21 protein-coding genes are annotated in these 19,912 nt (G+C 67.4%); 1 reads left to right on the top strand and 20 read right to left on the bottom strand.

Going from position 1 to position 19,912, the window contains the following annotated elements:
- Window positions 1-81: 81 nt before the first annotated feature.
- From C5O79_RS07260 to C5O79_RS07285, 6 genes are all read right to left on the bottom strand, one after another.
- The gene (locus tag C5O79_RS07260) at window positions 82-1,140 is read right to left on the bottom strand and encodes a PhzF family phenazine biosynthesis protein (protein ID WP_236862284.1); all 1,059 of its coding nucleotides are present in this window, start codon (window positions 1,138-1,140) and stop codon (window positions 82-84) included.
- Between the two features lie 199 nt (window positions 1,141-1,339).
- Entirely contained in the window at window positions 1,340-2,233 is an 894-nt protein-coding gene (locus C5O79_RS07265; RefSeq protein WP_043182881.1) for a LysR family transcriptional regulator, read from the bottom strand.
- 96 nt (window positions 2,234-2,329) lie between these two features.
- A complete protein-coding gene (locus tag C5O79_RS07270; RefSeq protein WP_122473936.1) occupies window positions 2,330-3,157 on the bottom strand; it encodes an alpha/beta hydrolase in 828 nt (275 codons plus the stop codon).
- Between the two features lie 246 nt (window positions 3,158-3,403).
- Window positions 3,404-3,787 carry a VOC family protein gene (locus C5O79_RS07275; protein ID WP_046545739.1) on the bottom strand — a complete coding sequence of 128 codons (384 nt, stop codon included), beginning with the start codon at window positions 3,785-3,787 and terminating at the stop codon, window positions 3,404-3,406.
- A gap of 22 nt (window positions 3,788-3,809) precedes the next feature.
- Complete coding sequence (locus C5O79_RS07280) at window positions 3,810-4,772, bottom strand: hydroxymethylglutaryl-CoA lyase (RefSeq protein WP_047850872.1); 963 nt, start codon at window positions 4,770-4,772, stop codon at window positions 3,810-3,812.
- 24 nt (window positions 4,773-4,796) lie between these two features.
- Window positions 4,797-5,987: a CaiB/BaiF CoA-transferase family protein gene (locus tag C5O79_RS07285; RefSeq protein ID WP_122474536.1), complete on the bottom strand. Its 1,191-nt coding sequence runs from the start codon at window positions 5,985-5,987 to the stop codon at window positions 4,797-4,799.
- 250 nt (window positions 5,988-6,237) lie between these two features.
- Between C5O79_RS07285 and C5O79_RS07290 the strand changes: the two genes are divergently transcribed.
- Complete coding sequence (locus C5O79_RS07290) at window positions 6,238-7,203, top strand: D-2-hydroxyacid dehydrogenase (RefSeq protein WP_122473935.1); 966 nt, start codon at window positions 6,238-6,240, stop codon at window positions 7,201-7,203.
- 288 nt (window positions 7,204-7,491) lie between these two features.
- Here the strand turns inward: C5O79_RS07290 and C5O79_RS07295 are convergent, their stop codons facing one another.
- The 14 genes from C5O79_RS07295 to C5O79_RS07355 form a co-directional block, all read right to left on the bottom strand.
- A complete protein-coding gene (locus tag C5O79_RS07295) occupies window positions 7,492-7,704 on the bottom strand; it encodes a hypothetical protein (protein ID WP_006497261.1) in 213 nt (70 codons plus the stop codon).
- Between the two features lie 291 nt (window positions 7,705-7,995).
- Complete coding sequence (locus C5O79_RS07300; protein WP_047850874.1) at window positions 7,996-8,433, bottom strand: hypothetical protein; 438 nt, start codon at window positions 8,431-8,433, stop codon at window positions 7,996-7,998.
- Between the two features lie 122 nt (window positions 8,434-8,555).
- The gene (locus C5O79_RS07305; RefSeq protein WP_122473934.1) at window positions 8,556-9,479 is read right to left on the bottom strand and encodes an ABC transporter permease; all 924 of its coding nucleotides are present in this window, start codon (window positions 9,477-9,479) and stop codon (window positions 8,556-8,558) included.
- Complete coding sequence (locus C5O79_RS07310; RefSeq protein WP_046545733.1) at window positions 9,479-10,351, bottom strand: sugar ABC transporter permease; 873 nt, start codon at window positions 10,349-10,351, stop codon at window positions 9,479-9,481. The genes C5O79_RS07305 and C5O79_RS07310 overlap by 1 nt, the downstream gene beginning before the upstream one ends.
- 37 nt (window positions 10,352-10,388) lie before the next feature.
- Window positions 10,389-11,468 carry an ABC transporter ATP-binding protein gene (locus C5O79_RS07315; protein WP_122473933.1) on the bottom strand — a complete coding sequence of 360 codons (1,080 nt, stop codon included), beginning with the start codon at window positions 11,466-11,468 and terminating at the stop codon, window positions 10,389-10,391.
- A gap of 49 nt (window positions 11,469-11,517) precedes the next feature.
- Window positions 11,518-12,684 carry an extracellular solute-binding protein gene (locus tag C5O79_RS07320; protein ID WP_122473932.1) on the bottom strand — a complete coding sequence of 389 codons (1,167 nt, stop codon included), beginning with the start codon at window positions 12,682-12,684 and terminating at the stop codon, window positions 11,518-11,520.
- Window positions 12,685-13,069: 385 nt separating this feature from the next.
- Window positions 13,070-13,393, bottom strand: coding sequence for a type II toxin-antitoxin system death-on-curing family toxin (locus C5O79_RS07325; RefSeq protein WP_226148157.1), 324 nt, complete (start codon window positions 13,391-13,393; stop codon window positions 13,070-13,072).
- A 63-nt stretch (window positions 13,394-13,456) separates the two neighbouring features.
- A complete protein-coding gene (locus C5O79_RS38040; protein ID WP_160310312.1) occupies window positions 13,457-13,594 on the bottom strand; it encodes a hypothetical protein in 138 nt (45 codons plus the stop codon).
- 181 nt (window positions 13,595-13,775) lie between these two features.
- A complete protein-coding gene (locus C5O79_RS07330) occupies window positions 13,776-14,360 on the bottom strand; it encodes an alpha/beta fold hydrolase (protein WP_046545730.1) in 585 nt (194 codons plus the stop codon).
- Between the two features lie 16 nt (window positions 14,361-14,376).
- Window positions 14,377-15,705 (bottom strand): MFS transporter, encoded by a 1,329-nt coding sequence (locus C5O79_RS07335; RefSeq protein ID WP_122473931.1) that lies wholly within the window; start codon window positions 15,703-15,705, stop codon window positions 14,377-14,379.
- A 169-nt stretch (window positions 15,706-15,874) separates the two neighbouring features.
- A complete protein-coding gene (locus C5O79_RS07340) occupies window positions 15,875-16,930 on the bottom strand; it encodes a 3-keto-5-aminohexanoate cleavage protein (RefSeq protein WP_046545728.1) in 1,056 nt (351 codons plus the stop codon).
- Between the two features lie 120 nt (window positions 16,931-17,050).
- The gene (locus C5O79_RS07345) at window positions 17,051-17,899 is read right to left on the bottom strand and encodes a TauD/TfdA family dioxygenase (RefSeq protein WP_046545727.1); all 849 of its coding nucleotides are present in this window, start codon (window positions 17,897-17,899) and stop codon (window positions 17,051-17,053) included.
- Between the two features lie 10 nt (window positions 17,900-17,909).
- Entirely contained in the window at window positions 17,910-18,890 is a 981-nt protein-coding gene (locus tag C5O79_RS07350) for a quinone oxidoreductase (RefSeq protein WP_122473930.1), read from the bottom strand.
- 18 nt (window positions 18,891-18,908) lie between these two features.
- Window positions 18,909-19,856: a universal stress protein gene (locus tag C5O79_RS07355; RefSeq protein WP_122473929.1), complete on the bottom strand. Its 948-nt coding sequence runs from the start codon at window positions 19,854-19,856 to the stop codon at window positions 18,909-18,911.
- Window positions 19,857-19,912: the final 56 nt, after the last annotated feature.

Consider the following 19,912-nt stretch of genomic DNA (forward strand, 5'->3'; position numbering starts at 1 on the left):
GATTGATGTTTCACGGCATCTGTCGCTTGCCGATCCATTGAGGTCGCTCGGACTACCGGGAAGCGGACGCTCGACGCAACATCAGATCTCGACCGTGATCGACCGCATGACAACCCCTGAACCGCCGGCCATCAATCGCGAGATCTTGCCACCGTCGACATCAAGGAGGACCTTGACGACGCTCGGCGAAGGTTGCGGCATCAAGTGCCCTTGTTCAATGGTGATTTCCGTGTCGGCTGCCGCCATCCGCTCGTACAGCAAGCACGCCAACGGCCCGGCTGCGGTTCCTGTCGCCGACTCCTCGGCAATGCCGAAACGTGGCGCGAACATGCGGGCTCCTGCATGGCGACCGGGTATTTTCGTCGTCGTCGAGAATACGTAATAACCAATCAAATCAAGATCGTCGCTGATCGATTCAATCGCGCGCGGGTCCGGACGAATCGCGGCCACGGACTGCTCGTCGGGCAATGCGATCATCAGAAAGCTGTTGCCGGTATTGACGACGGTCGGGCTTTCGACACCATGGATCGCGGCAGTCGATACGCCCAGAGATTGAGCGATTTTCGCGGAGAACGGGGAGTCCGCTCCGATTGAGCGATAAGTTGGGGAACGCTGCTCCATCAGAACGGTGTCGCCATCGATCACGATGTCTCTGCATCCGTCGATCGTCTCTTTCGACAACTTGCCGTCACCTACCCTGCCGATTGCTCTCAAGAGGGAAAATGTGGCGATCGTGGCATGGCCGCAATGGGCGATCTGCCGAGTCGGCGTGAAAAATTCGAGCTTGGCCGTCGCGATATTCGATTTCGATACGAATGCGGTTTCTGACAAGGCGGCCTGCCGGGCAACATGCAGCTTCTGCTCTGCCGTCAGCGCATCGGCATCAATCACCACGCCAGCAGGATTGCCCCCGGCTTTCCCGTCCGTCAAAGCATTGACGATCTGAACTTCAACTCGCACTAGTCCTCCCGATGAACGAACCTCAAACGAAGAGCGACGAACACATGCGTTCGTGTCATTGATCGACGATCTTACGGTCGGCGCCGACTGACTGCAACCGGGCAAGGCGGCGCGATCGCGCGAGACCTGCCAACCGGTACTTTCCTTCCTGATCGTTGCTCGTGGCGGGGCGGCAGCCATGCAAGCTGCGAGTCGACCCGTTCGCAGCCCGCGTTCGGTCGACACTGACAGACGGAATCTCGTGAATTCACGAGCGGAACGTCAATCCTGATTCGAATAATCGACGTGTTTTCGATTGACCGTGTACCGCAATCGCGTTGAGAACCATTGAATGCTCAAAGCATCTCGTCGGAAACAGGGACCCGCATTCAACCCCGCCTCACCGCGCCGACATGAAATCGAACAGCTTCGCGATATCAGTGGTCAACACACTACCCGCCTTCACCCCCACCCACAGCGTGCGCGTCGCCCACGCATCGTCGAGCTTCACGACCCCGAGCCGCGCCGCGCGCTCACCCGTCACCGCATCGCGCGGCAGAATGCCGATGCCGAGCCCGGCCTCGATCATCCGGCTCACGCCGTCGAAATTCGATACCTGGATCCGCAGCTTCAGCGAGCGCTCGACCGCGAACGCCGCGTCGGTCATGCGCGCGAGCAGCGAACTGCCGTCGCTGAGCCCAACGTAATCCTCGTCGAGCGTATCCGCGAAGCGGATGCTGTCGCGCGCGGCGAACCGGTGCGTGCGCGGCACGAGCAGCACGAGCTCGTCGCGCCGGTACAGCCGCCGTTCGATTCCGGGCGCCGGCACGTTGTCGGCGAACACGCCGAGATCGGCCTTGCCGGACGCGAGCGCGTCGACGATCTCGTGGCTCAGCCGTTCCTCGAGGCTCACCTTGATGCCCGGATTGTCGGTGAGGAACGCGGCGAGATCGGCGGGCAGGAACTGGACGATCGCGGACGTGTTGGTCCACACGTGGATGTGGCCGCGCACGCCGGCGACGTAATCGCTCATCTCGTGCGCCATTCGGTTGACCTGCTCGATCACCTTCGCCGCATGGTCGAGCAGCGCGCGGCCCGCGGGCGTCAGCTCGACACCGCGTGCATGACGGACGAACAGCGCGCTGCCCGTCACGCTCTCGAGCTCGGCGATGCGCTTGCTGACCGCGGACAGCGTGAGCTGGCCGTGTTCGGCCGCTTTCGTCAGGCTGCCGTGCTCGGCGACGAGCGCGAACACGCGCAGCGACTGCAGATCGAAATGAAGCGGGTTCACCATGTCGTGGGTCCTGGGAAGGCCGTGCCGGCGCATGCCGTCAGCGCGGCGGGCTGACGCCGATCATACGCCCGGCCGCTCCCGCGCGATACGGCGAGCCTAGCGCGGCGCGATCGACAGCAATGCGGTGAGCATCGCACCGTCCGGCTTCTCGAGATCGTCGAGCACGTCGAAGTGCTTCATGCCGGGCAACCCGACATGGGCGATCCGTTCGCCGGCCGCTTCGCACGCCGTCGCGTAGTCGCGTGCCTGCCGGACGAGTTCGGGCAGCTCGGCATCGCCGACCGCCACGACCGTCGGCGCGCCGGGCCCGACATGGCACAACGGGCTGTACGCGTCGACCTCGTGCGCGGTGAGCTGCAGCTTGTCGTTCAGGCAGCACAGCGAGATCGGTTCGAGATCGACGAGCGGGCTGATCGCGAGCGCCGACACGACGGCCGGATGCGCGCGGTGCACGGCCGTCAGGTGGCCGCCGGCCGAATGGCCGCTCAGGTGGATCGGCCGCTTCGCCGTACCGAGGCCGTCAGGGTCGTTCGCCAGGTAGTCGAGCAGCGCGCCGATTTCGCCGACGATGCCGGTCATCGTCGCGATCGGCGCGAGCGTGTATTCGGCGAGTATCACGTCGAAACCGCGCGCGAGCGGCCCGCTTGCGGCGTAGGCGAAATCTTCTTTCGCGCAGTGCTGCCAGTAGCCGCCGTGAATGAACACGAACAGCGGCGCATCGGGCTGACCGCACGACAGCCAGTCGAAACGCTGCGCGGGTTGCGCGCCGTAACGCAGGTCGCGCCTGACGGATGCAGCTTCATAGAGCGCTGCGCTGCGCGCCTGCATCGACGCCAGCAACGCGGGGAAATCAGGTACCACCTTCGTGTTCAGATAAGCGGCGTCGAGCGCCGCGCGGTCCATGCCGCGATAGAGAATCGTCATCGGGAGTTGCCTGGGTCGGGTTGCGGAAGCGCGGACGCAAGCGTTGCGCCCGCTGCGAAGGCGGCTTCTCAGTCGCCGATGCCTGCATTATCCGCAGCGCGGCACGGGCCGGCTATCCGGAATCGGCGGGCGCGGAAACCGGCTGTCCGATTTCGGCGGGAGATCGGCGCGGCATGCAGCCGCACCGTGTTCAGGTCCGCACACGCGAGTGCGAAGGCGCGATACGGCGCGGTGGTGCACCGGTGCTCAGATCAACTCGGAGATCTCGATCAGGTTCAGGTCGGGATCGCGTACATAGACCGACCGGATCTTCTGCGTCGCGCCCGTGCGCTCGACCGGCCCCTCGACGATCGGCCAGCCGACGCGCTTCAGGTGCGCAATCACGTCGTCGAGCGGCACGGACGCGATGAAGCACAGGTCGAGCGCGCCTGGCACCGGCACATGCGCTTTCGGTTCGAACTCCGCGCCACGCACGTGCAGATTGATCTTCTGGATGCCGAAGCGGAATGCGATCCGGCCGGCGCCGAAGGTTTCGAGCTGCATCTGCAGCACCTCGGTATAGAAATGCGTGGTCCGGTCGGGATCGACGCAGGTCAGCACGAGATGGTCGAGATGGTCTATCAGCGCCATGAGGTTCGCTCCTGTTCGTGGTTCATGAGAACGCGCGCTGCGCGGGCATGTCGCCGGCGTCTGCGCGCGGCGGCGGATGAAGGTCCGAGCGGCGCCCGGCCTTCAGGATCTGGCTCGGCACGTCATGCCCGATCAGCGCGGGCAGCCGTGCCGACGCGGCCAGCACGGCCGCGAGATCGATGCCCGTATCGTAGCCGTCGAGTTCGAGCATGTGCACGAGCTCTTCCGTGCACGCGTTGCCGGTCGCGCCCGGTGCGTACGGGCAGCCGCCGAGCCCGCCGAGCGACGCGTCGAAGCGGTCGATCCCCGCGTCGAGTGCCGCGAGCGTGTTCGCGAGCGCCATCCCGCGCGTGTTGTGGAAGTGCAGCGTGAGCTGCAGCGCGCCGAAGCGCTCGCGGGCCCGTGCCGACAGGTCGCGTACCTGCGACGGAAACGCCATGCCCGTCGTGTCGCACAGCGTGAAGCCGTGCACGCCGAGATCCGCGAAGCGCTGCATCCAGGCGAGTACGCCTTCGGCTGCCACATCGCCTTCCATCGGGCAGCCCATCGCGGTCGACAGCGACACGTTGATCGCGACACCGGCGCCGCGTACCGCGTCGATCACGTCGTGCAGTTGTGCGAACGACTGCTCGCGCGTCATCCGCAGGTTCGCGCGGTTGTGGCTTTCGCTCATCGACATCACGAGGTTCACTTCGTCGACACCGCACGACAGCGCACGCTCGGCACCGCGCACGTTCGGCACGAGCACCGTATAGACGACGCCGGGTGCGCGCGCGATGCCGTGCATCACGGCCTCCGCGTCGCGCAATGCGGGGATCGCCTTCGGCGACGTGAACGACGTGACCTCGATCTTCGCGTAGCCGCACGCGCTCAGCGCGTCGACGAGCGCGATCTTGTCGTCGGTGTCGACGAATGCCGCTTCGTTCTGGAAACCGTCGCGTGTCGCGACTTCGTGGAGGTAGAGCCGTTTGCGTTGCCCGTTCATGTTGTCTGCTCCTGTTTCCGCTTCTCAGATCACGCCGCGCGTGCGCCAGTCGCCGCGCGTCGCCGCATCGATGCCGAGCGATTCGAGTACCGCGTCGGTATCCGCGCCGAGCGCGGGCGCCGCGTGGTCGATGCGCCCGGGCGTCGCGCCTAGCTTCGGCACGATGCCCGGCACGAGTACCGGCGTGCCGTCGGGCAACGCGGCATCGACGAGCATGTCGCGTGCGCGGTAATGCGGATCGGCCGCGATGTCGGCCACGTCGTAGATGCGCCCGGACGGGATGCGCGCGTCGTTCAGCGCGGCCAGCACCGCATCGAGATCGTGCTGCGCGCTCCATTCGCCGATCGCCGCGTCGATGCGTTCGACCTGCGCGACGCGCCCGTCGTTGTGCGCGAGCGCGGGATCGTTGCCGAGATCGGGCCGGCCGATCAGCTCCATCAGGCGCCGGAAGATGCTGTCGCCGTTGCCGGCGATCAGCGCGTACTTGCCGTCGCGGCAGCGGTACGCATTGGTCGGCGCGATGCCGGGCAGGCTGCTGCCGGCCGCCTCGCGCACGGCGCCGAACGCCGAGTATTCGGGCAGCAGGCTTTCCATCATGTTGAATACCGACTCGTACAGCGCGACGTCGACGACCTGCCCCTTGCCGCCCTGCTGCTCGCGATGCCGCAGCGCAAGCAGCACGCCGATCACGCCGTGCAGCGCCGACAGGGAATCGCCGAGCGAGATGCCGACGCGCACGGGCGTGCGGCCGGGCTCGCCGGTCAGGTGCCGCAGGCCGCCCATCGCCTCGGCGATCATGCCGAAGCCGGGACGGTCGCGGTACGGGCCTGTCTGCCCGAAGCCCGACACGCGCAGCATCACGAGCCCCGGATTGATCGCGGACAGCGCGTCCCAGCCGAGCCCCCAGCCTTCGAGCGTGCCGGGCCGGAAGTTCTCGATCAGCACGTCGGTTTGCTCGACGAGGCGGCGCACGACGTCCTGCCCTTCTGGCGTGCGCAGGTCGAGCGTGAGCGAGGTCTTGTTGCGCGACTGCGCGGCCCACCAGACCGACGTGCCTTCATGCAGCAGCCGCCATTTGCGCAGCGGGTCGCCGAGCCCGGGCGGCTCGACCTTGAGCACGTCGGCGCCGAATTCGGCGAGCATCCGGCCCGCGAACGGCCCGGCGATCAGTTGGCCGAGTTCCAGCACGCGGATGCCGTCCAGGGGGCGTGTCATGGCTGTCTCCGATGAAATCGTGTTGTCGATGAAGGCGATCATGACGGCGTTCGCGACCGGCGAAAATCGATCGATGCTCAACCAGCCTTTCCGTTTCGGAAAGGCGCGTGTCGCGCTTCTCATGGAGACGTTGCGTCAGACTTTCCATCCGGGAAAGCGCGCTCGCGCAACGGTCAAACGACTGCACGCACGCCGCCGGCAGAATCGAACCCGTTCCGCGCCCGCCGGGCGCCTGTCAGCGAGACCCGCCATGTTTTCTGCTTCCTCTCCCGCGAAGATCGTGTTTCTCGACCGCGCGACGCTGTCGCCGCACACCGTGCTGAAGCCGTTTCCGTTCCCGCACCTGTTGCAGGCCTTCGACCGGACCGCCGCGCACGAGCTGGCCGCGCGCATCGGCGACGCGGACATCGTCGTGACCAACAAGGTACGGCTCGGCGCGGCAGCGCTCGCCGATGCACGGCGCGTGCGGATGATCGCGATCGCCGCGACGGGCACCGACATCGTCGATCTCGACGCGTGCGCGGCGCGCGGCATCGTCGTGAGCAATATTCGCGAGTATGCGGTTCGCACGGTGCCCGAGCACACGTTCGCGCTGATCTTCGCGCTGCGTCGCAGCCTCGTCGCCTACCGCGACGCGGTGCGTGCGGGGCGCTGGCTCGACAGCGGGCAATTCTGCTTTTTCGATCATCCGATTCGCGACCTGGCCGGCTCGACGCTCGGGATCGTCGGCGACGGCGTGCTCGGACGCGCGGTGGCCGGCATCGCCCGCGCGCTCGGCATGCGGGTGCGGTTCGCGGCGCATGGCGATGCGTCGGGGGACGACTACGCGCCGCTCGACACACTGCTGCGCGACTGCGACGTGATCACGCTGCACTGCCCGCTCACGCCGGCGACGCGGCACCTGATCGACGCGGCCGCGTTCGCGCGGATGGCGCGCCGGCCGCTGCTGATCAATACCGCGCGCGGCGGGCTCGTGGATGAAAGCGCGCTCGTCGACGCCTTGCAGTCGGGGCAGATCGCGGGCGCGGGGTTCGACGTGGTCACGCAGGAGCCGTTGCCGGCCGCGCATCCGTTCCACGCGATCCTGTCGCATCCGGCATTCATCCTGACGCCGCACGTTGCGTGGGCGAGCGACGAAGCGATGCAGGCGCTTGCCGATCAGCTCGTGGACAATGTCGCCGCGTTCGCGGGCGGGATGCCGCGGCACGTGGTGTGACGCGCGTGGCGCATGGCGCTGCGGAAGGTGATTTGAACCGCGCAAACGGAACGGCCCCGCTCGATGGCTCGAAGCGGGGCCGGCTGAATTCGGGGGCTGCTTACGCCAGCGACTCGGCACGTTACGGGTTCGTGCATCCGCCCTATCTTGCGGCCGGTTTCTGAATTCCTGACGGGCTCTACTTTAAGGAATCCAGACGACCAGCGATATAGGACAAGTCCGAAACTGAGTGGGGCCGATTCTGGAAACGCGCGTTTCGATCGCAGCGCACCACGACCGACGCGAATCTCAGTAAGCCGACATCTCGACGCAAGGATCGACCTTGGACGGCGAGCAGATGACCGAGTACTTGGCACTCTCGCGCATCAGCGCTTCGCCTTCGTGCAGCGCGATCTTGATCTCGGGGTGACGTTCATACGCGAGGAATGCCGAGCACACGACCGCGGACATCACGACGAGGGAAAACACAAATTTTTCAAGGGTTTGGAAACGTTCAGGCATGGTTCTGACCTATCTCTTAGGCCATGATTATATCTCGAAATAAGGGTTTTCCCTATAACCCGGCCCGCATACCGAGGATGCGTTCGGTCTTTAGGGAGCAGGTGTTCGAACCCCTTTTCGGTGAATCGGTGTCGAACACAGGTCGCGCCGGTCGGATGGCGCCGCCCCGCCGGCCGCGGTCGTGCGTGCACGGGCGATGGTCATCGATGGCTTGAAGAAACGAGGCAATCGCGGCCCGCCAGGGCGAAGCCGCGCGCCCGCGGAATCAGCGAGCGCCGCGCCGCCGGCGCGTTACTGCGGCGCCGACGCGCCGCTTGCCGCGTTGCCGGGCCACGCCTTGCCGATCTCGTCGACCAGCGATTTCGCGGCGCCGGACACGATCGCCGCGTCGACGCCGGACGTCTGCCACGAGCCGTCGGCGGCTTTCACGAAGGTCAGGTTCGCGCGCGAAGGCTTGTAGTCGGCATTGCGCCACGTGACCACGACGTCGCACGAGTAGGTGCGATCGCCGAGCTTCTTGCAGTCGCCGTCGGGCTTCGCCGATACGACATCGGCCGAGACCGGCAGCGGCTGGCCGAACAGTGCGTTCAGGCCGCCGTGGTTTTCCGCCTCGAGCGCGCGGCGCACGGCGGCGTCGACGTCGCTCGAACCGGGGCCGTCGTGGAGCAGGTTGCAGGCGGCCAGCAGCGTCGATGCACCGGCGAGTGTCAGCAGCGTGTGGAGCTTCATGGATATCCGTGATCGGGTGAACGCCGCGTAGTCTGCAACGTCCGCGTGTCGCGCGCGGTATCCATTTGTAACCAATTGCACGGATGCGCAGGCGGCATCGCGCACCCGCGCGTTGCCCTTGCCTACTGCCGCTCCTGCTTCACGCGGCTCACGAGCTGCGTCGGGCTCACGAACTGCAGTGCGATCACGACCCACACGAGCGTGATGGCCATGTAGATCATCGCCATCGCGTCGATCGACTGCGGCGCGCGCACGCCGGTCGAGAACACCGCGTAATACAGCGCGACGACGAGCGTCTGCGTGCTCGGTCCCGCGGTGAAGAAGGTCAGCTCGAACATCCCGATCGTGCGCACCAGCACGAGCAACCCCGCCGCGAGCATGCCGGGCACCAGCAGCGGCAGCAGCACGTAGCGGAAATAGCGCCACGTGTTCGCGCCGAAGATGCGCGCGGCGGCTTCGAGATTCGGGTCGATCTGCTCGATGAACGGCGTCATCACGAGGATCACGAACGGCAGCGCCGGCACGAGGTTCGCGAGGATCACGCCGGGCAGCGTGCCCGCGAGCCCGACCTTGTACATCACGGTGGCCATCGGGATCCCATACGTGACGGGCGGCACCATCAGCGGCAGCAGGAACACCAGCAGCGCGAAGCGCTTGCCGCGAAACTGCACGCGCGCCAGCGCATACGCGGCCGGCACGCCGAGCGCGATCGACAGCAGCACCACTGCGCCGACGACCTCGACGGTCACCCACAGCACGCTCGCGAGCTGGAAGTCCTCCCACGCCTTCGCGTACCAGTGCAGCGTGAAGCCCTGCGGCAGCGGCGTGCCGAACCAGCGGGTCGCGATCGAGTTCACCGCGACGGTCGCGATCAGCAGCATCACGTTCAGCAGGAAGAACGCCATCAGCCCCCACACGAGCGCCTTCCAGGCGCGGCCGGCGAGATTGCCTGTCATCTTCTGTGGTTTCCTCGCGTCGACGCGGTGCGCATCGGGCGTGTCGTGCTTCGGTGGCCACGTGCGCGCGGCATGATTGTCGGTCGCCATCAGCCCTTGCCTCCCGTCACCGCGCCCGTATAGAAGAAGCGGCGCGCGCCGAGCATCGACGCGACCACCAGCAACTGCACGAAGCCCATCACGATCGCGATCGCCGATGCGAGCGAATAGTCGTAGCTCTCGAACGCGGCCTCCGCCGCCGCGATCGAGATCACGCGCGTGGGCCCGGCCGGCGCGCCGAGCAGCACGGCCGACGGGAACACCGAGAACGCCTGCACGAACGACAGGCACGCGGCCATCGTGAGCCCCGGCACGAGCAGCGGCAGGTAGATCTGCCGGAACTGCTGCCACGGGTTCGCGCCGAGCGTCGCCGCCGCGCGCGCGAGCGTCGGGTCGATGCCGCTGATGTACGACAGCATCAGCAGGAACGCGAACGGAAAGCCCGACACGATCAGCGACAGCAGCACGCCCCAGTAGTTGTGCGTGAGGCGCACTTCGTCGGTGTACAGGTGCAGCCCCTGCAGCGCCTGCGGGAACCAGCCGTTCGGCCCGAAATACGTGAGCATCCCGTCGGCGACGAGCACCGTGCCGAGCGTGACGGGAATCACGAGCAGCGTCGTGACGAACTTCTGGTACGGCGAGTGGCGGCGCAGCGCGAACGCGACGGGCACCGCGATGCCGACGTTGAGCAGCGTCGCCGGCACCGCGAGCTTCAGCGTGACGAGCACGGTCGGCCACATCGCGGTGTCGGTGAAGAACTGCACGTAGTTCGCGAGCGCGCCGCCGCCGTTCATCGGCTGGAACGACAGCACGAGGCCGTACGCGAACGGATAGACGAACAGCGCGACGATGAACCCGAGCGCGGGCGTGACGAGCCAGGCTTTCGCGTCGCGCGGCGTGCCGCCGGACGCGAACGTGCTCATGCGGCCTCCCGGTGTAACCGCGCCGCGGCTGCGCCGCTCATGTCGGCGCTCCCGGGTAGACGAGCGTGCGCGACGGCGCGACGCGCAGCCGCAGCGGCTCGCCTTCCGTGAATTCGCCGGCCACGCGCGCCCAGATCGGGCCGAACGGCGTGACCGCGCGGATCAGCGAATCGCGGCCGCCGTACTCGACCGTTTCGACCGTTGCGTCGAACGTGTTGTCGCCGCCTTCGTCCGCGCGCTCGATGTCGTCGGGTCGCAGCGCGACCACGACCTCTTTCGCGTCGAAGCCTGCCATCGGCACGCCGGTGACGCGAACGCCACCGGCCGCCACGTTCACATAATCGCCGGCCATCCCTTCGAGCGTGAACGGCAGCACGTTGCGATAGCCCATGAAACGCGCGACATGGAGGTTGTACGGGCGCGTGTAGACGTCCTTCGGCGTCGCGACCTGCTGCACGACGCCCTCCTTCATCACGACGATGCGGTCGGCCATCGACAGCGCCTCGTCCTGGTCGTGCGTCACGTAGATCGTCGCGCGTTCGAGCTGCGTGTGGATGCGGCGGATCTCGGCGCGCATCTCGATGCGCAGCTTCGTGTCGAGGTTCGACAGCGGTTCGTCCATCAGCACGAGCGGAGGCTCGATCACGATCGCGCGCGCAATCGCGACACGCTGCTGCTGCCCGCCCGACAGTTGCCCCGGCAGCTTGCCTTCGTGGCCGACGAGCTGCACGAGTTCGAGCGCCTGCTGCACGCGCCGCCGCATTTCCTGCTTCGGCACGCCGCGCATCTTGAGGCCGAAGCCGACGTTGTCGAGCACCGACATGTGCGGAAACAGCGCGTAGTTCTGGAACACCATCCCGAAGCCGCGGCGCTCGGGCGGCAGCACGTCGATGCGCGTGTCGTCGAGCCAGATGCCGCCGCGCGTGAGCGGCTGCAGCCCCGCGATGCAGTTGAGCGCGGTCGACTTGCCGCAGCCCGACGGGCCGAGCAGCGCGATGAATTCGCCGCGCCGGATCTCGAGATCGAGCCCGTTCAGCGCGGCGACCTGCGCGCCTTGCGCATTGGTGAAGCTGCGGCACACGCCATCGAGCCGCAGCCGTTCGAAACTGTGCTTCATTGCGCGAACTCCCTCGACGCGGGCGCCGCGGCGCCCGCCGGACCATGCGTCACTTCGCCTTCTGCGCGCCGATCTCGCGATCCCACTTCTGGAACGCGGCGACCATCGCCTGCGCGCTGAGCGGCTGCACGTGCGGGCGATCCGCGAGCAGCTTCGCGTACTCGGGGCGGCCGAATTTCCTGATCACTTCCTGGCTGTGCGCGGGCGCCATCTCGAGCGTCACGCCCTTCACCGCTGGGCCCGGATAGAAATAGCCGTCGTCGTAGGTCATCGCCTGTTGCGCCGGTTCGAGCAGGAAGTTCATCAGCTTGAACAGCACGTCGAGCTTTTCCTTCGGCACGCCCTTCGGGATCACCATGTAGTGCGCGTCGTTGACCCACGTCATGTTGTCGAACGCCTGGACCCTGAACTCGGCCGGCACGATGCCGAGCGCGCGCGGGTTGAGATCCCAGCCGGTGACGGTCACGGTCATGTCGCGCGTGCCCTCGCCGAGCTCCTTCATCACCGCCGACGTCCCGCCCGGGTAGTACGGCACGCAGTCGTTCAACGCCTTCAGGAACGCCCAGGTCTTGTCCCAGCCGTTGATCGGATCCTGCGGATTCTTGTCGCCGAGCACGTACGGCAGCCCCATCAGGAACGTGCGGCCGGGGCCCGAGTTCGCCGGGCGCGCATAGATCAGCTTGTTCGGGTGCGCCTTGCACCAGGCGAGCAACTGGTCGGGCGTCCTGGGCGGGTCGCCGACCTTCGCCGGGTTGTATTCGAGCAGCGGGCCGGCCGGCATGTAGGTGACTTCGAGGCCGTAGCCCTGCGCGAGATCCTGCATCTTGCGCGGGCCGGGTGCGTATTTGTCGAGCACGCCGGGGAACGCGGCCGCGTCGTCGGGCAGCAGCTTCTGCCACAGGTTCTGCTCGATGCCGGCGGCCAGCGCGTCGGTGCCCGTCAGCACGAGGTCGATGTCGGCGCGCCCCGCCGCCTGCATCGCCTTGATCTTGCCCGGCAACTGCGGCGCGGGCGCGTTCGTGAACGTGACGTTCGAGACGAGGTTCGGGTTCTTGTCCTTGAAGGCTTCGATGGCCTTCTGCGTGAGCTGCAGGTTGCCCGCGACATCGACGATGTTCAGCGAGACGGGGGCGGCGACGGCAGCCGCGGCCGACAGCGTGAAACCCAGGGCGAGTGCGATCCGGCGGACACGGCGAGCGATCGGGGTGGCGTTCATGTCTCCTCACTTCGGTCGGTGGATGGGACCTTTCTTTTCGGGAAATCATGACGGCGTTATACGATGTCGGTCAACAAAAAACCGCGGTGCACAGGGCGGGACTTTCCCTGACAAACAGCTTCCGGCGGACAGTAATTTGGTTACTAAACGATATGGTTCGAGGAATTGTTGTTGGAAGAGGAATCGTCTTGTGACGTCATATCTCCTGGGATCCATTCCTGATGGAGTGGATCCGACGCGCATCTGATATGGATTGGCACGCGTCAGCCTCAGGCATTGCGTTGGCCGGAGCGGTCGGAAATGAATTGGCTGGCGGGAGCTTGTATGAGGCAGCCGCGTTGTTGGCGACACGCATGCCCCGTAGCGGCTTGGTAGAGGGGCGATTTCAGCGAGTCAACGAAGTTTCCCAGATTGCGCTGAAATATTCGGCCAGCTCTTCGCTGGTGACGGTGCCGTCGGCTACGTCGACCATCAAATCTTCGAGATCGGCGAGGCGAGGAATCGAAATGCCCTGCCGCTCCATGTACGTCAAAGCGCAAGTCAGGCCGGTACGCTTGTTTGCGTCATTGAACACGTGGCCGCGTGCAATCGCGACGGCGTAGGTAGCGGCAATGCCAAACACGTCGTCAAGGCCCGCGTAATGGACATGATTTTCGACGCGATGGAGGCGGCCTCGACACCGCCCCGGCCAGCATGCGCGAAACCGCAGAGGCCGCCAAGATCCCGGATGATCTCGTCGTGGATGGTGATGACGTAGTCAAGATCCAGCAAATTAGCGGTCCTTCAACGCGATCAGCACGTCCCGGTGTTCGGAAATGACTTTTCGCGCCGCGCGAAGCACGTCGCTTTTCTCGGCTTCGGTCGAAGCCTTGACCTCGGTGGTGGGACGGATGATCGTACGGGGTTTCAACTCAACCCCGTACAGTACCTTTCGTTTGGGAGCCGTGACAGCGTTCCGCCTAAAAAATCGATAACAATCAGCCGCTTATCCTGTCAACGGACGGCAGCTGCACGTCGCTGTCAATCATAGCACCCGATGCGCAGGCGAAGGCAGCCCAGGGCCGGCAAACGTTGCTCGACTAACAGCCCTATCAGTCGGAACCCTTGTAACCCAACATGGCCACTTCGTCGATCAGCCGCTCCGCATCCTGCCACTCGCCATACCCGGACGCCGGGTTAAGGTGCCCGACCTCCCCCAGATCGACGAGCGTGCTGCCCCACCCGGCCGCCAGCGCTTCAACGCGTTCGAAACGTGCGAGCGGATCGTTGCGGCTCGCGGCGACGATGCTCGGAAACGGCAGCCGTTCGATCGGCACCGGCGTCCAGCCGTTCGCGGCGATCGCATCGGGCGCCGGATAACCGGCGGGCATCGGCGACTCGAGATCGGCCGGCGTCGCGAGCAGCGCGCCGTGGATCCGGCGCGTGGCCTGGCGCGCCCAGTGCACCGTGATCATCACGCCCGCGCTGTGCGCGACGAGGATCACGGGGCCGTCGATCCCGGCCAGCGCCGCATCGAGCGCCGCGACGCGCGCGGCGCGGCTCAGCTTGTCGGCTTCGAGCGGCGCGACGGAGCGCGCGTTCGGCAGGCGCCGTTCGAGGTGGGTCTGCCAGTGGTCTTCGACGTGATCGCGCAAGCCGGGCACGATCAGGATGGTGGGTGCGGTCGTCAGGGTCATGCAGTCTCCGAAGCGTTCAGGAAGGTTGGGACGCGCGCCGTTCGCGTTCGACGCGTGCGAGGTCGGCCACATAGCTCGCGCGGCCGATGGCGAACAGCACGGCGGCCATCAGCGGCACGACGGGAATCCATTGCAGCGCGCCGACGAGCCCGGCGCGATCGGCGACCCACCCCGTCAGCAGCGGGCCCGGCGCCATGCCGAGCAGGTTGTTGGCGAGCGTGAGCGTCGCGAACGCCGATGCGTGGATCGCCGCCGGCGTCAGGTTCGCGACCATCGCGCCCGACGCGCCGGACGCACCCGCGCCGACCAGCATCCCGGCGCAGATCAGCGCGAGCTGCAGCGGCCCGGGCGGCAACCGGAATGCAATCCCAAGGCACACGCCCGTGAGCACGCAATACGCGATCGCGGTCAGCCACTTGCGCTTGCCGTCGTTCTTGCCGACGCGGTCGGTGACGATCCCGCAGCCGACCATCCCGACGCCCGCGAGCAGCACGAAGCCTGCCGCGAGCACCGCTGCGCGGTCGGGCGCCATCGCGTAGTAGCGGTTCAGGTAGCTCGGCAGCCACGCGAACAGCGCGCCCGGCACGAACAGGTGCAGCCCGCTGCCGAGATACGCGCAGATCACCGAACGCGACGCGAACAACCCCGACATCAGCGCGCGCACGTTGCCGCGCAGGTCGCGCGGCGCGCCGGCGTCGCGCCGGCACGGTTCGATCCGGTACGCGGCGAGCCGCCGTTCGGTCACGACGCAGCGATACGCGACGAGCAGCACGATGCCGAGCGCGGCCATCACGCCGAACGACCAGCGCCAGCCGAGATGCGCGCCGACCAGCCCGCCGAGCGCCATCCCGAACACGGAGCCGAACGCGCCGCCGGCCATGAACGCGCCGGTCAGCGTCGCGCGCAGCCGTGCCGGAAAGATGCTGAGGATCAGCGCGACGCCGACGCTGCCGTACGCGGCTTCGCCGAGCCCGACGAGGCCGCGCGCGACGAGCATCTCCGTGTAGTTGGTCGACAGCGCGCAGCCGAGCGTCGCGACGCTCCACAACGCGGCCATCAGCACGATGCTGCGCACGCGCCCGAAGCGGTCGGCGAGCACCGACAGCGGAAACGTCAGCAACCCGACCAGCAGCGCGACGACGCCGGACAGCGAGCCGAGCTGCGTGTCGGAGAGCGCCCACGCGTGCTTGAGCAGCGGGAACACGGCGTTGAGCACCTGCCGCGACATGTAGTCCGACAGCAGCAGGCCGACGGTCAGCCCGAACACGAGCCACGCATACGCGGGCGCGCGCCGGCCGGCGGCGGCGACGTCCTGCATCGACGGCTCGACATGGTGGATCAGCATGCGTGTCTCCTCCGGCGCCGGAGGTCGTGCTCCGGCGCGGCTTGCGTGGCCCCGCTCCGTTGGCCGGAGTCAGCCCCCGCGCCTTGCGAGGGGATGGGTGCCACGCCATTACGATCGGCGGGCGGCGTCCAATGCGGCCGCTCACCCGGATGCGCGAACGCGCAGCGCGTCAGGCGGCCCGCAGCGGCACGTTCACCTGGCCGGAGCGGCGGTTCGGCGCCATCCCGAGGTGCGCCAGCGTCTCGTCGATGCCGTCGTACTGCACGCCGATCCGGTAGATCGCCTTCGCCTCCTTGCCGCTGGCGATGTCGCGGCCGAGTTCGCGCGCGATCCGTGCGCACTGCTCGACCTGCTGCACCGACGTCATCCGGTTGCCCTTCTGGTCGATGATCGTGTCCTCGATCCCGCAGCGCGGATGCAGGCCCAGCGCCATCGCGACCGTGTTGATCGGCAGTACGTTCTTCATCAGCGATTCGAGCGTGATGCACGCGCCGTCCGGGCAGCGCCGCACGAATTCCATGAAGTTGTACGGATTCGGGCCGTCGAAGCCGCCGCCGATGCCGACCCACGTGACGTTCAGCGGGCCGCGATAGACGCCGCGGCGGATGATCCGTTCGAGCGTTTCCAGCGCGTGCATGCCGGTGAGCTGAAAATGCGGCTGGATGCCGGCCGCCTGCAGGCGGCGCAGGTGCTCGTCGACCCAGCCGGGGCCGGCCGGCACGGTCATCTCGCGGTACGCGTCCCACAGTGCGGCTTCGTTCAGCGACGTGCCGGCGATGTCCCGGCGGTCCATCAGCTCGGTGATGTTCATCTGCACGGTGTTGATCGCGACCGTCACCTGGTCGGGCTTCGGCGTCAGCTCGGCGAGCATGTGGCGCGTGTCGTCGGACAGCCATTTCGCGTCGGCGCCCTCGCCTTCCGGCGCGAACGAGATCGAGCCGCCCACCTGCAGGATCATGTCGGGCACCGCCTCGCGCAGCCGGCCGAGCAGTTCGTTGAACTTCGACAGCCGCTTGCTGCCCTTGCCGTCGAGCTCGCGCACGTGCATGTGCAGCACCGTCGCGCCCGCGTTGTAGCAGTCGACGGCCTTCTGCACGTGCTCGTCCATCGTCACCGGAATGTCTTCCGGAAAATCGGCGGGCATCCATTCGGGGCCGTACGGCGCGACCGTGATGACCACCTTGTCCTGGTTTTCCGGGTGCAGCGAATCGTCGAGAAATTGCATGTCGTCCTCCAGTGGAAATCGTTGTATTTCGGGTGTACGGGCGTGCGTATCCCGCCGCGCCGGGCGGCAGGCCCGGCGCGTTGCATGGGGTTTCAGAGATGGGCTACGGTGCCGGCGGGCTCAGAACGGCACGTCGCCGACGATGCCCGCGCGCTCCATCTGGCGCACGCACGGCGGGTAGTCCATCACCGCGTAATGCTGGGTGCTGCGGTTGTCCCAGATCGCGACGCTGTGCTTCTTCCAGCGCCAGCGCACCTGGTACTCGGGGATCATGGCCTGGCTGATCAGGTATTGCAGCAACTGGCCGGCGCCGGGATTCGCGTCCTGCCCGAAGCGCACGCGCGCCGGCGTGTGGAAATTCGTGAAATGCGTGGTGAACGCATTCACGTACAGCACCTTCTCGCCCGTTTCGGGATGCGTGCGCACGACCGGATGCTCGGCGTCCGGGTACTGCGCCTTCAGCGCGAGGCGCTTGTCGATCGGCATCGCCGCGCCGAAGCTCGCCTCGATGCTGTGGCGTGCACGCAAGTCGTCGATCTGCTGCTTCACGTGTTCGGGCAGGCGTTCGTACGCGAGCACCATGTTTGCCCACATCGTGTCGCCGCCAACCGGCGGACCGTCGATGCAGCGCAGCACACAGCCGAACGGCGGCGCCACGCGCCAGCTCGCATCGCTGTGCCACGCATTCTCGTAGCGGTCGTTCGGCTGGTCGGGCGACTTGTAGATCCGCACGAGCCCCGGGTGCTCGGGATCGCTGCCGGCCACCGGATGATCCTCGAGCTCGCCGAAGCGCCGTGCGAACGCGACGTGCTCGGCGCGCGTGATGTCCTGGTCGCGCAGGAACAGCACGCGATGCCGGATCAATTGCGCGCGGATCTCGGCGAACAGGCCGTCGTCGTGCACGGCGTCGGCGAGGCTCACATCCAGCAGTTCCGCGCCGATCGCGCAGGTCAGGGGTTCGACTCGCATGCGCGTCTCCTCAGACGATGAACACCGACGAACCGGTCGTCTTGCGCGATTCGAGATCGCGATGTGCCTGTGCGGCGTCCTGCAGCGCGTAGCGCTGGTTGATCTCGATCCGGATCCGGCCGGCCGCGACGTGGGCGAACAGCTCGCCGGCCAGGTCGTTCTTTTCGGCCGGATCGGCGATGTAGTCGGCCAGCGCCGGGCGCGTCAGGTACAGCGAGCCCTTCATCGCGAGGCGCTGCGGATCGAACGGTGGGATCGGGCCCGATGCGGTGCCGACGCACACCATCAGCCCGCGCCGCTTCAGCGAATCGAGCGAGCCTTCGAAGGTGTCCTTGCCGACGCTGTCGAACACGACGTCGACGCCCGCGCCGTCCGTCAGTTCACGCACGCGTTTCGCGACGTCCTCGCGGCTGTAGTCGATCGTGTGGTCGCAACCGTGTGCGCGGGCGATTTCGGCCTTATGCTCGCTGGAGACGGTGCCGATCACCGTGAGCCCGAGCAGCTTCGCCCATTGCGACACGATCAGCCCGACGCCGCCGGCAGCCGCGTGCAGCAGGATCGTGTCGCCCGGCGCGAACGCGTGGATGCGGCGCAGCAGGTAGGCCGACGTCAGGCCGCGCATCGTCATCGCCGCGGCCGTCTCGCACGCAATGCCGGACGGCAGCCGCACGAGCGGCGCGGCGGGGATCAGCCGTTCGGTGCTGTACGCGCCGAGCGTGTTCAGGAAGCCTGTGTACGTCACGCGGTCGCCGACGGCGACGTTCGTCACGCCGGGGCCGACCGCCTGGACCACGCCGGCTGCCTCGACGCCGAGGCCGGCAGGCAGCGGCACCGGATACAGGCCGCTGCGGAAATACGTGTCGGCGAAATTCAGGCCGACCGCGTCGTGCCGCAGGCGGACCTGGCCGGGGCCCGGGTCGCCGACGTCGACTTCCTCCCAGCGCAGGACCTCGGGGCCGCCGGTTTCGTGGAATCGCACTGCATGTGCCATGGTGTTCTCCGTAGGGTGTCAGTCGGATGCGCGTCGCGCATCGTCGGGTTCGTTCGGTTCGTTCGCGCGTGGCGGCGTCGCGGCTGCGCCGTCCGCCAGCGATTCATCCAGTCCGGCCCAGTCCGCGTCGCCGAGATAGCGCCGCGCGGCCGGAAAAATCACGCCTTCCATCCGCCCCATCTGCTCGAACGCGCCGTGCGCGTAGCGGGCGAGCGCCGTGTCGAACGCGGCCGACGGCAGCCCTTCCGCGGCGATCCGCATGAGCGCATCGAGCGCTTGCGCGTCGCGCTGCCGCTGGCGGTCGAGTTCGTCCAGTTCGGCCGCGACGCACTCCGCACGGTCGCGCAATGCCGCGAAAAGGCGCGCTTCGGCGGCCGTGCCGACCCGGGCGTGCTGCAGGGCGGCGAGCGATGCCAGCGCCTCCTGCGGGTCGGCCGCGTGCTGTTGCGGCGCGTCCACGCCCGTGTGCAAGCTCGCGGCCATCAGCGCACGCAGCCACCCTTCGACCGCACGATGCGCATCGAGGCAACGCGCCATCACACGCACCTCGGCAGGCGTTCGCCGCGACGTGCACACGAGCACCGGCACGCCGCTCGTCGCGAGCAGGTGCTGCCGTTGTGCGCAGGCCGCCGCGTCGGCATCGGGCGGCAGCGCCGCGACGCCGATCAGGTCGCAACCGAGTTCGGCCGCCAGTGCGCCGGGGGCTATGTCGCCTGCCCCCGGATGGCCGGCCCCAGGATGGCCTGCCCCCGCAATCACATGGGACAGCCCCTGCGCCCGCGCGGCCGCTTCCACTTTCGCACCGTGCTCCGGCAGCCGCGCTCCGGATAAACGCGAGTCCGGCGCGGCGCCGGCCAGCACGAACGTGACCCGGGCGCCGACCGCGCGCGCCAGTTCGAGCGCATGGCCGATCGCGTCGATGCCGCCGGGCGTGCCGTCGACCGTCACGAGCAGATGGCGGTACATCGTGCCGCTCCGCTTATCCGGCGAATGGCGCGCTGCGCCGCGTGCCGGTCGATACG

This window comes from Burkholderia sp. SRS-25, assembly GCF_004343765.1.
In the GTDB taxonomy this organism is placed as follows: Bacteria; Pseudomonadota; Gammaproteobacteria; order Burkholderiales; family Burkholderiaceae; genus Burkholderia; species Burkholderia contaminans.

Coding starts and splice junctions, on each gene's coding strand:
- C5O79_RS07260 (WP_236862284.1), bottom strand. CDS start 1,140: ATGGCTGCCGCCCCGCCACGAGCAACGATCAGGAAGGAAAGTACCGGT.
- C5O79_RS07265 (WP_043182881.1), bottom strand. CDS start 2,233: ATGGTGAACCCGCTTCATTTCGATCTGCAGTCGCTGCGCGTGTTCGCG.
- C5O79_RS07270 (WP_122473936.1), bottom strand. CDS start 3,157: ATGACGATTCTCTATCGCGGCATGGACCGCGCGGCGCTCGACGCCGCT.
- C5O79_RS07275 (WP_046545739.1), bottom strand. CDS start 3,787: ATGGCGCTGATAGACCATCTCGACCATCTCGTGCTGACCTGCGTCGAT.
- C5O79_RS07280 (WP_047850872.1), bottom strand. CDS start 4,772: ATGAACGGGCAACGCAAACGGCTCTACCTCCACGAAGTCGCGACACGC.
- C5O79_RS07285 (WP_122474536.1), bottom strand. CDS start 5,987: ATGACACGCCCCCTGGACGGCATCCGCGTGCTGGAACTCGGCCAACTG.
- C5O79_RS07290 (WP_122473935.1), top strand. CDS start 6,238: ATGTTTTCTGCTTCCTCTCCCGCGAAGATCGTGTTTCTCGACCGCGCG.
- C5O79_RS07295 (WP_006497261.1), bottom strand. CDS start 7,704: ATGCCTGAACGTTTCCAAACCCTTGAAAAATTTGTGTTTTCCCTCGTC.
- C5O79_RS07300 (WP_047850874.1), bottom strand. CDS start 8,433: ATGAAGCTCCACACGCTGCTGACACTCGCCGGTGCATCGACGCTGCTG.
- C5O79_RS07305 (WP_122473934.1), bottom strand. CDS start 9,479: ATGGCGACCGACAATCATGCCGCGCGCACGTGGCCACCGAAGCACGAC.
- C5O79_RS07310 (WP_046545733.1), bottom strand. CDS start 10,351: ATGAGCACGTTCGCGTCCGGCGGCACGCCGCGCGACGCGAAAGCCTGG.
- C5O79_RS07315 (WP_122473933.1), bottom strand. CDS start 11,468: ATGAAGCACAGTTTCGAACGGCTGCGGCTCGATGGCGTGTGCCGCAGC.
- C5O79_RS07320 (WP_122473932.1), bottom strand. CDS start 12,684: ATGAACGCCACCCCGATCGCTCGCCGTGTCCGCCGGATCGCACTCGCC.
- C5O79_RS07330 (WP_046545730.1), bottom strand. CDS start 14,360: ATGACCCTGACGACCGCACCCACCATCCTGATCGTGCCCGGCTTGCGC.
- C5O79_RS07335 (WP_122473931.1), bottom strand. CDS start 15,705: ATGCTGATCCACCATGTCGAGCCGTCGATGCAGGACGTCGCCGCCGCC.
- C5O79_RS07340 (WP_046545728.1), bottom strand. CDS start 16,930: ATGCAATTTCTCGACGATTCGCTGCACCCGGAAAACCAGGACAAGGTG.
- C5O79_RS07345 (WP_046545727.1), bottom strand. CDS start 17,899: ATGCGAGTCGAACCCCTGACCTGCGCGATCGGCGCGGAACTGCTGGAT.
- C5O79_RS07350 (WP_122473930.1), bottom strand. CDS start 18,890: ATGGCACATGCAGTGCGATTCCACGAAACCGGCGGCCCCGAGGTCCTG.
- C5O79_RS07355 (WP_122473929.1), bottom strand. CDS start 19,856: ATGTACCGCCATCTGCTCGTGACGGTCGACGGCACGCCCGGCGGCATC.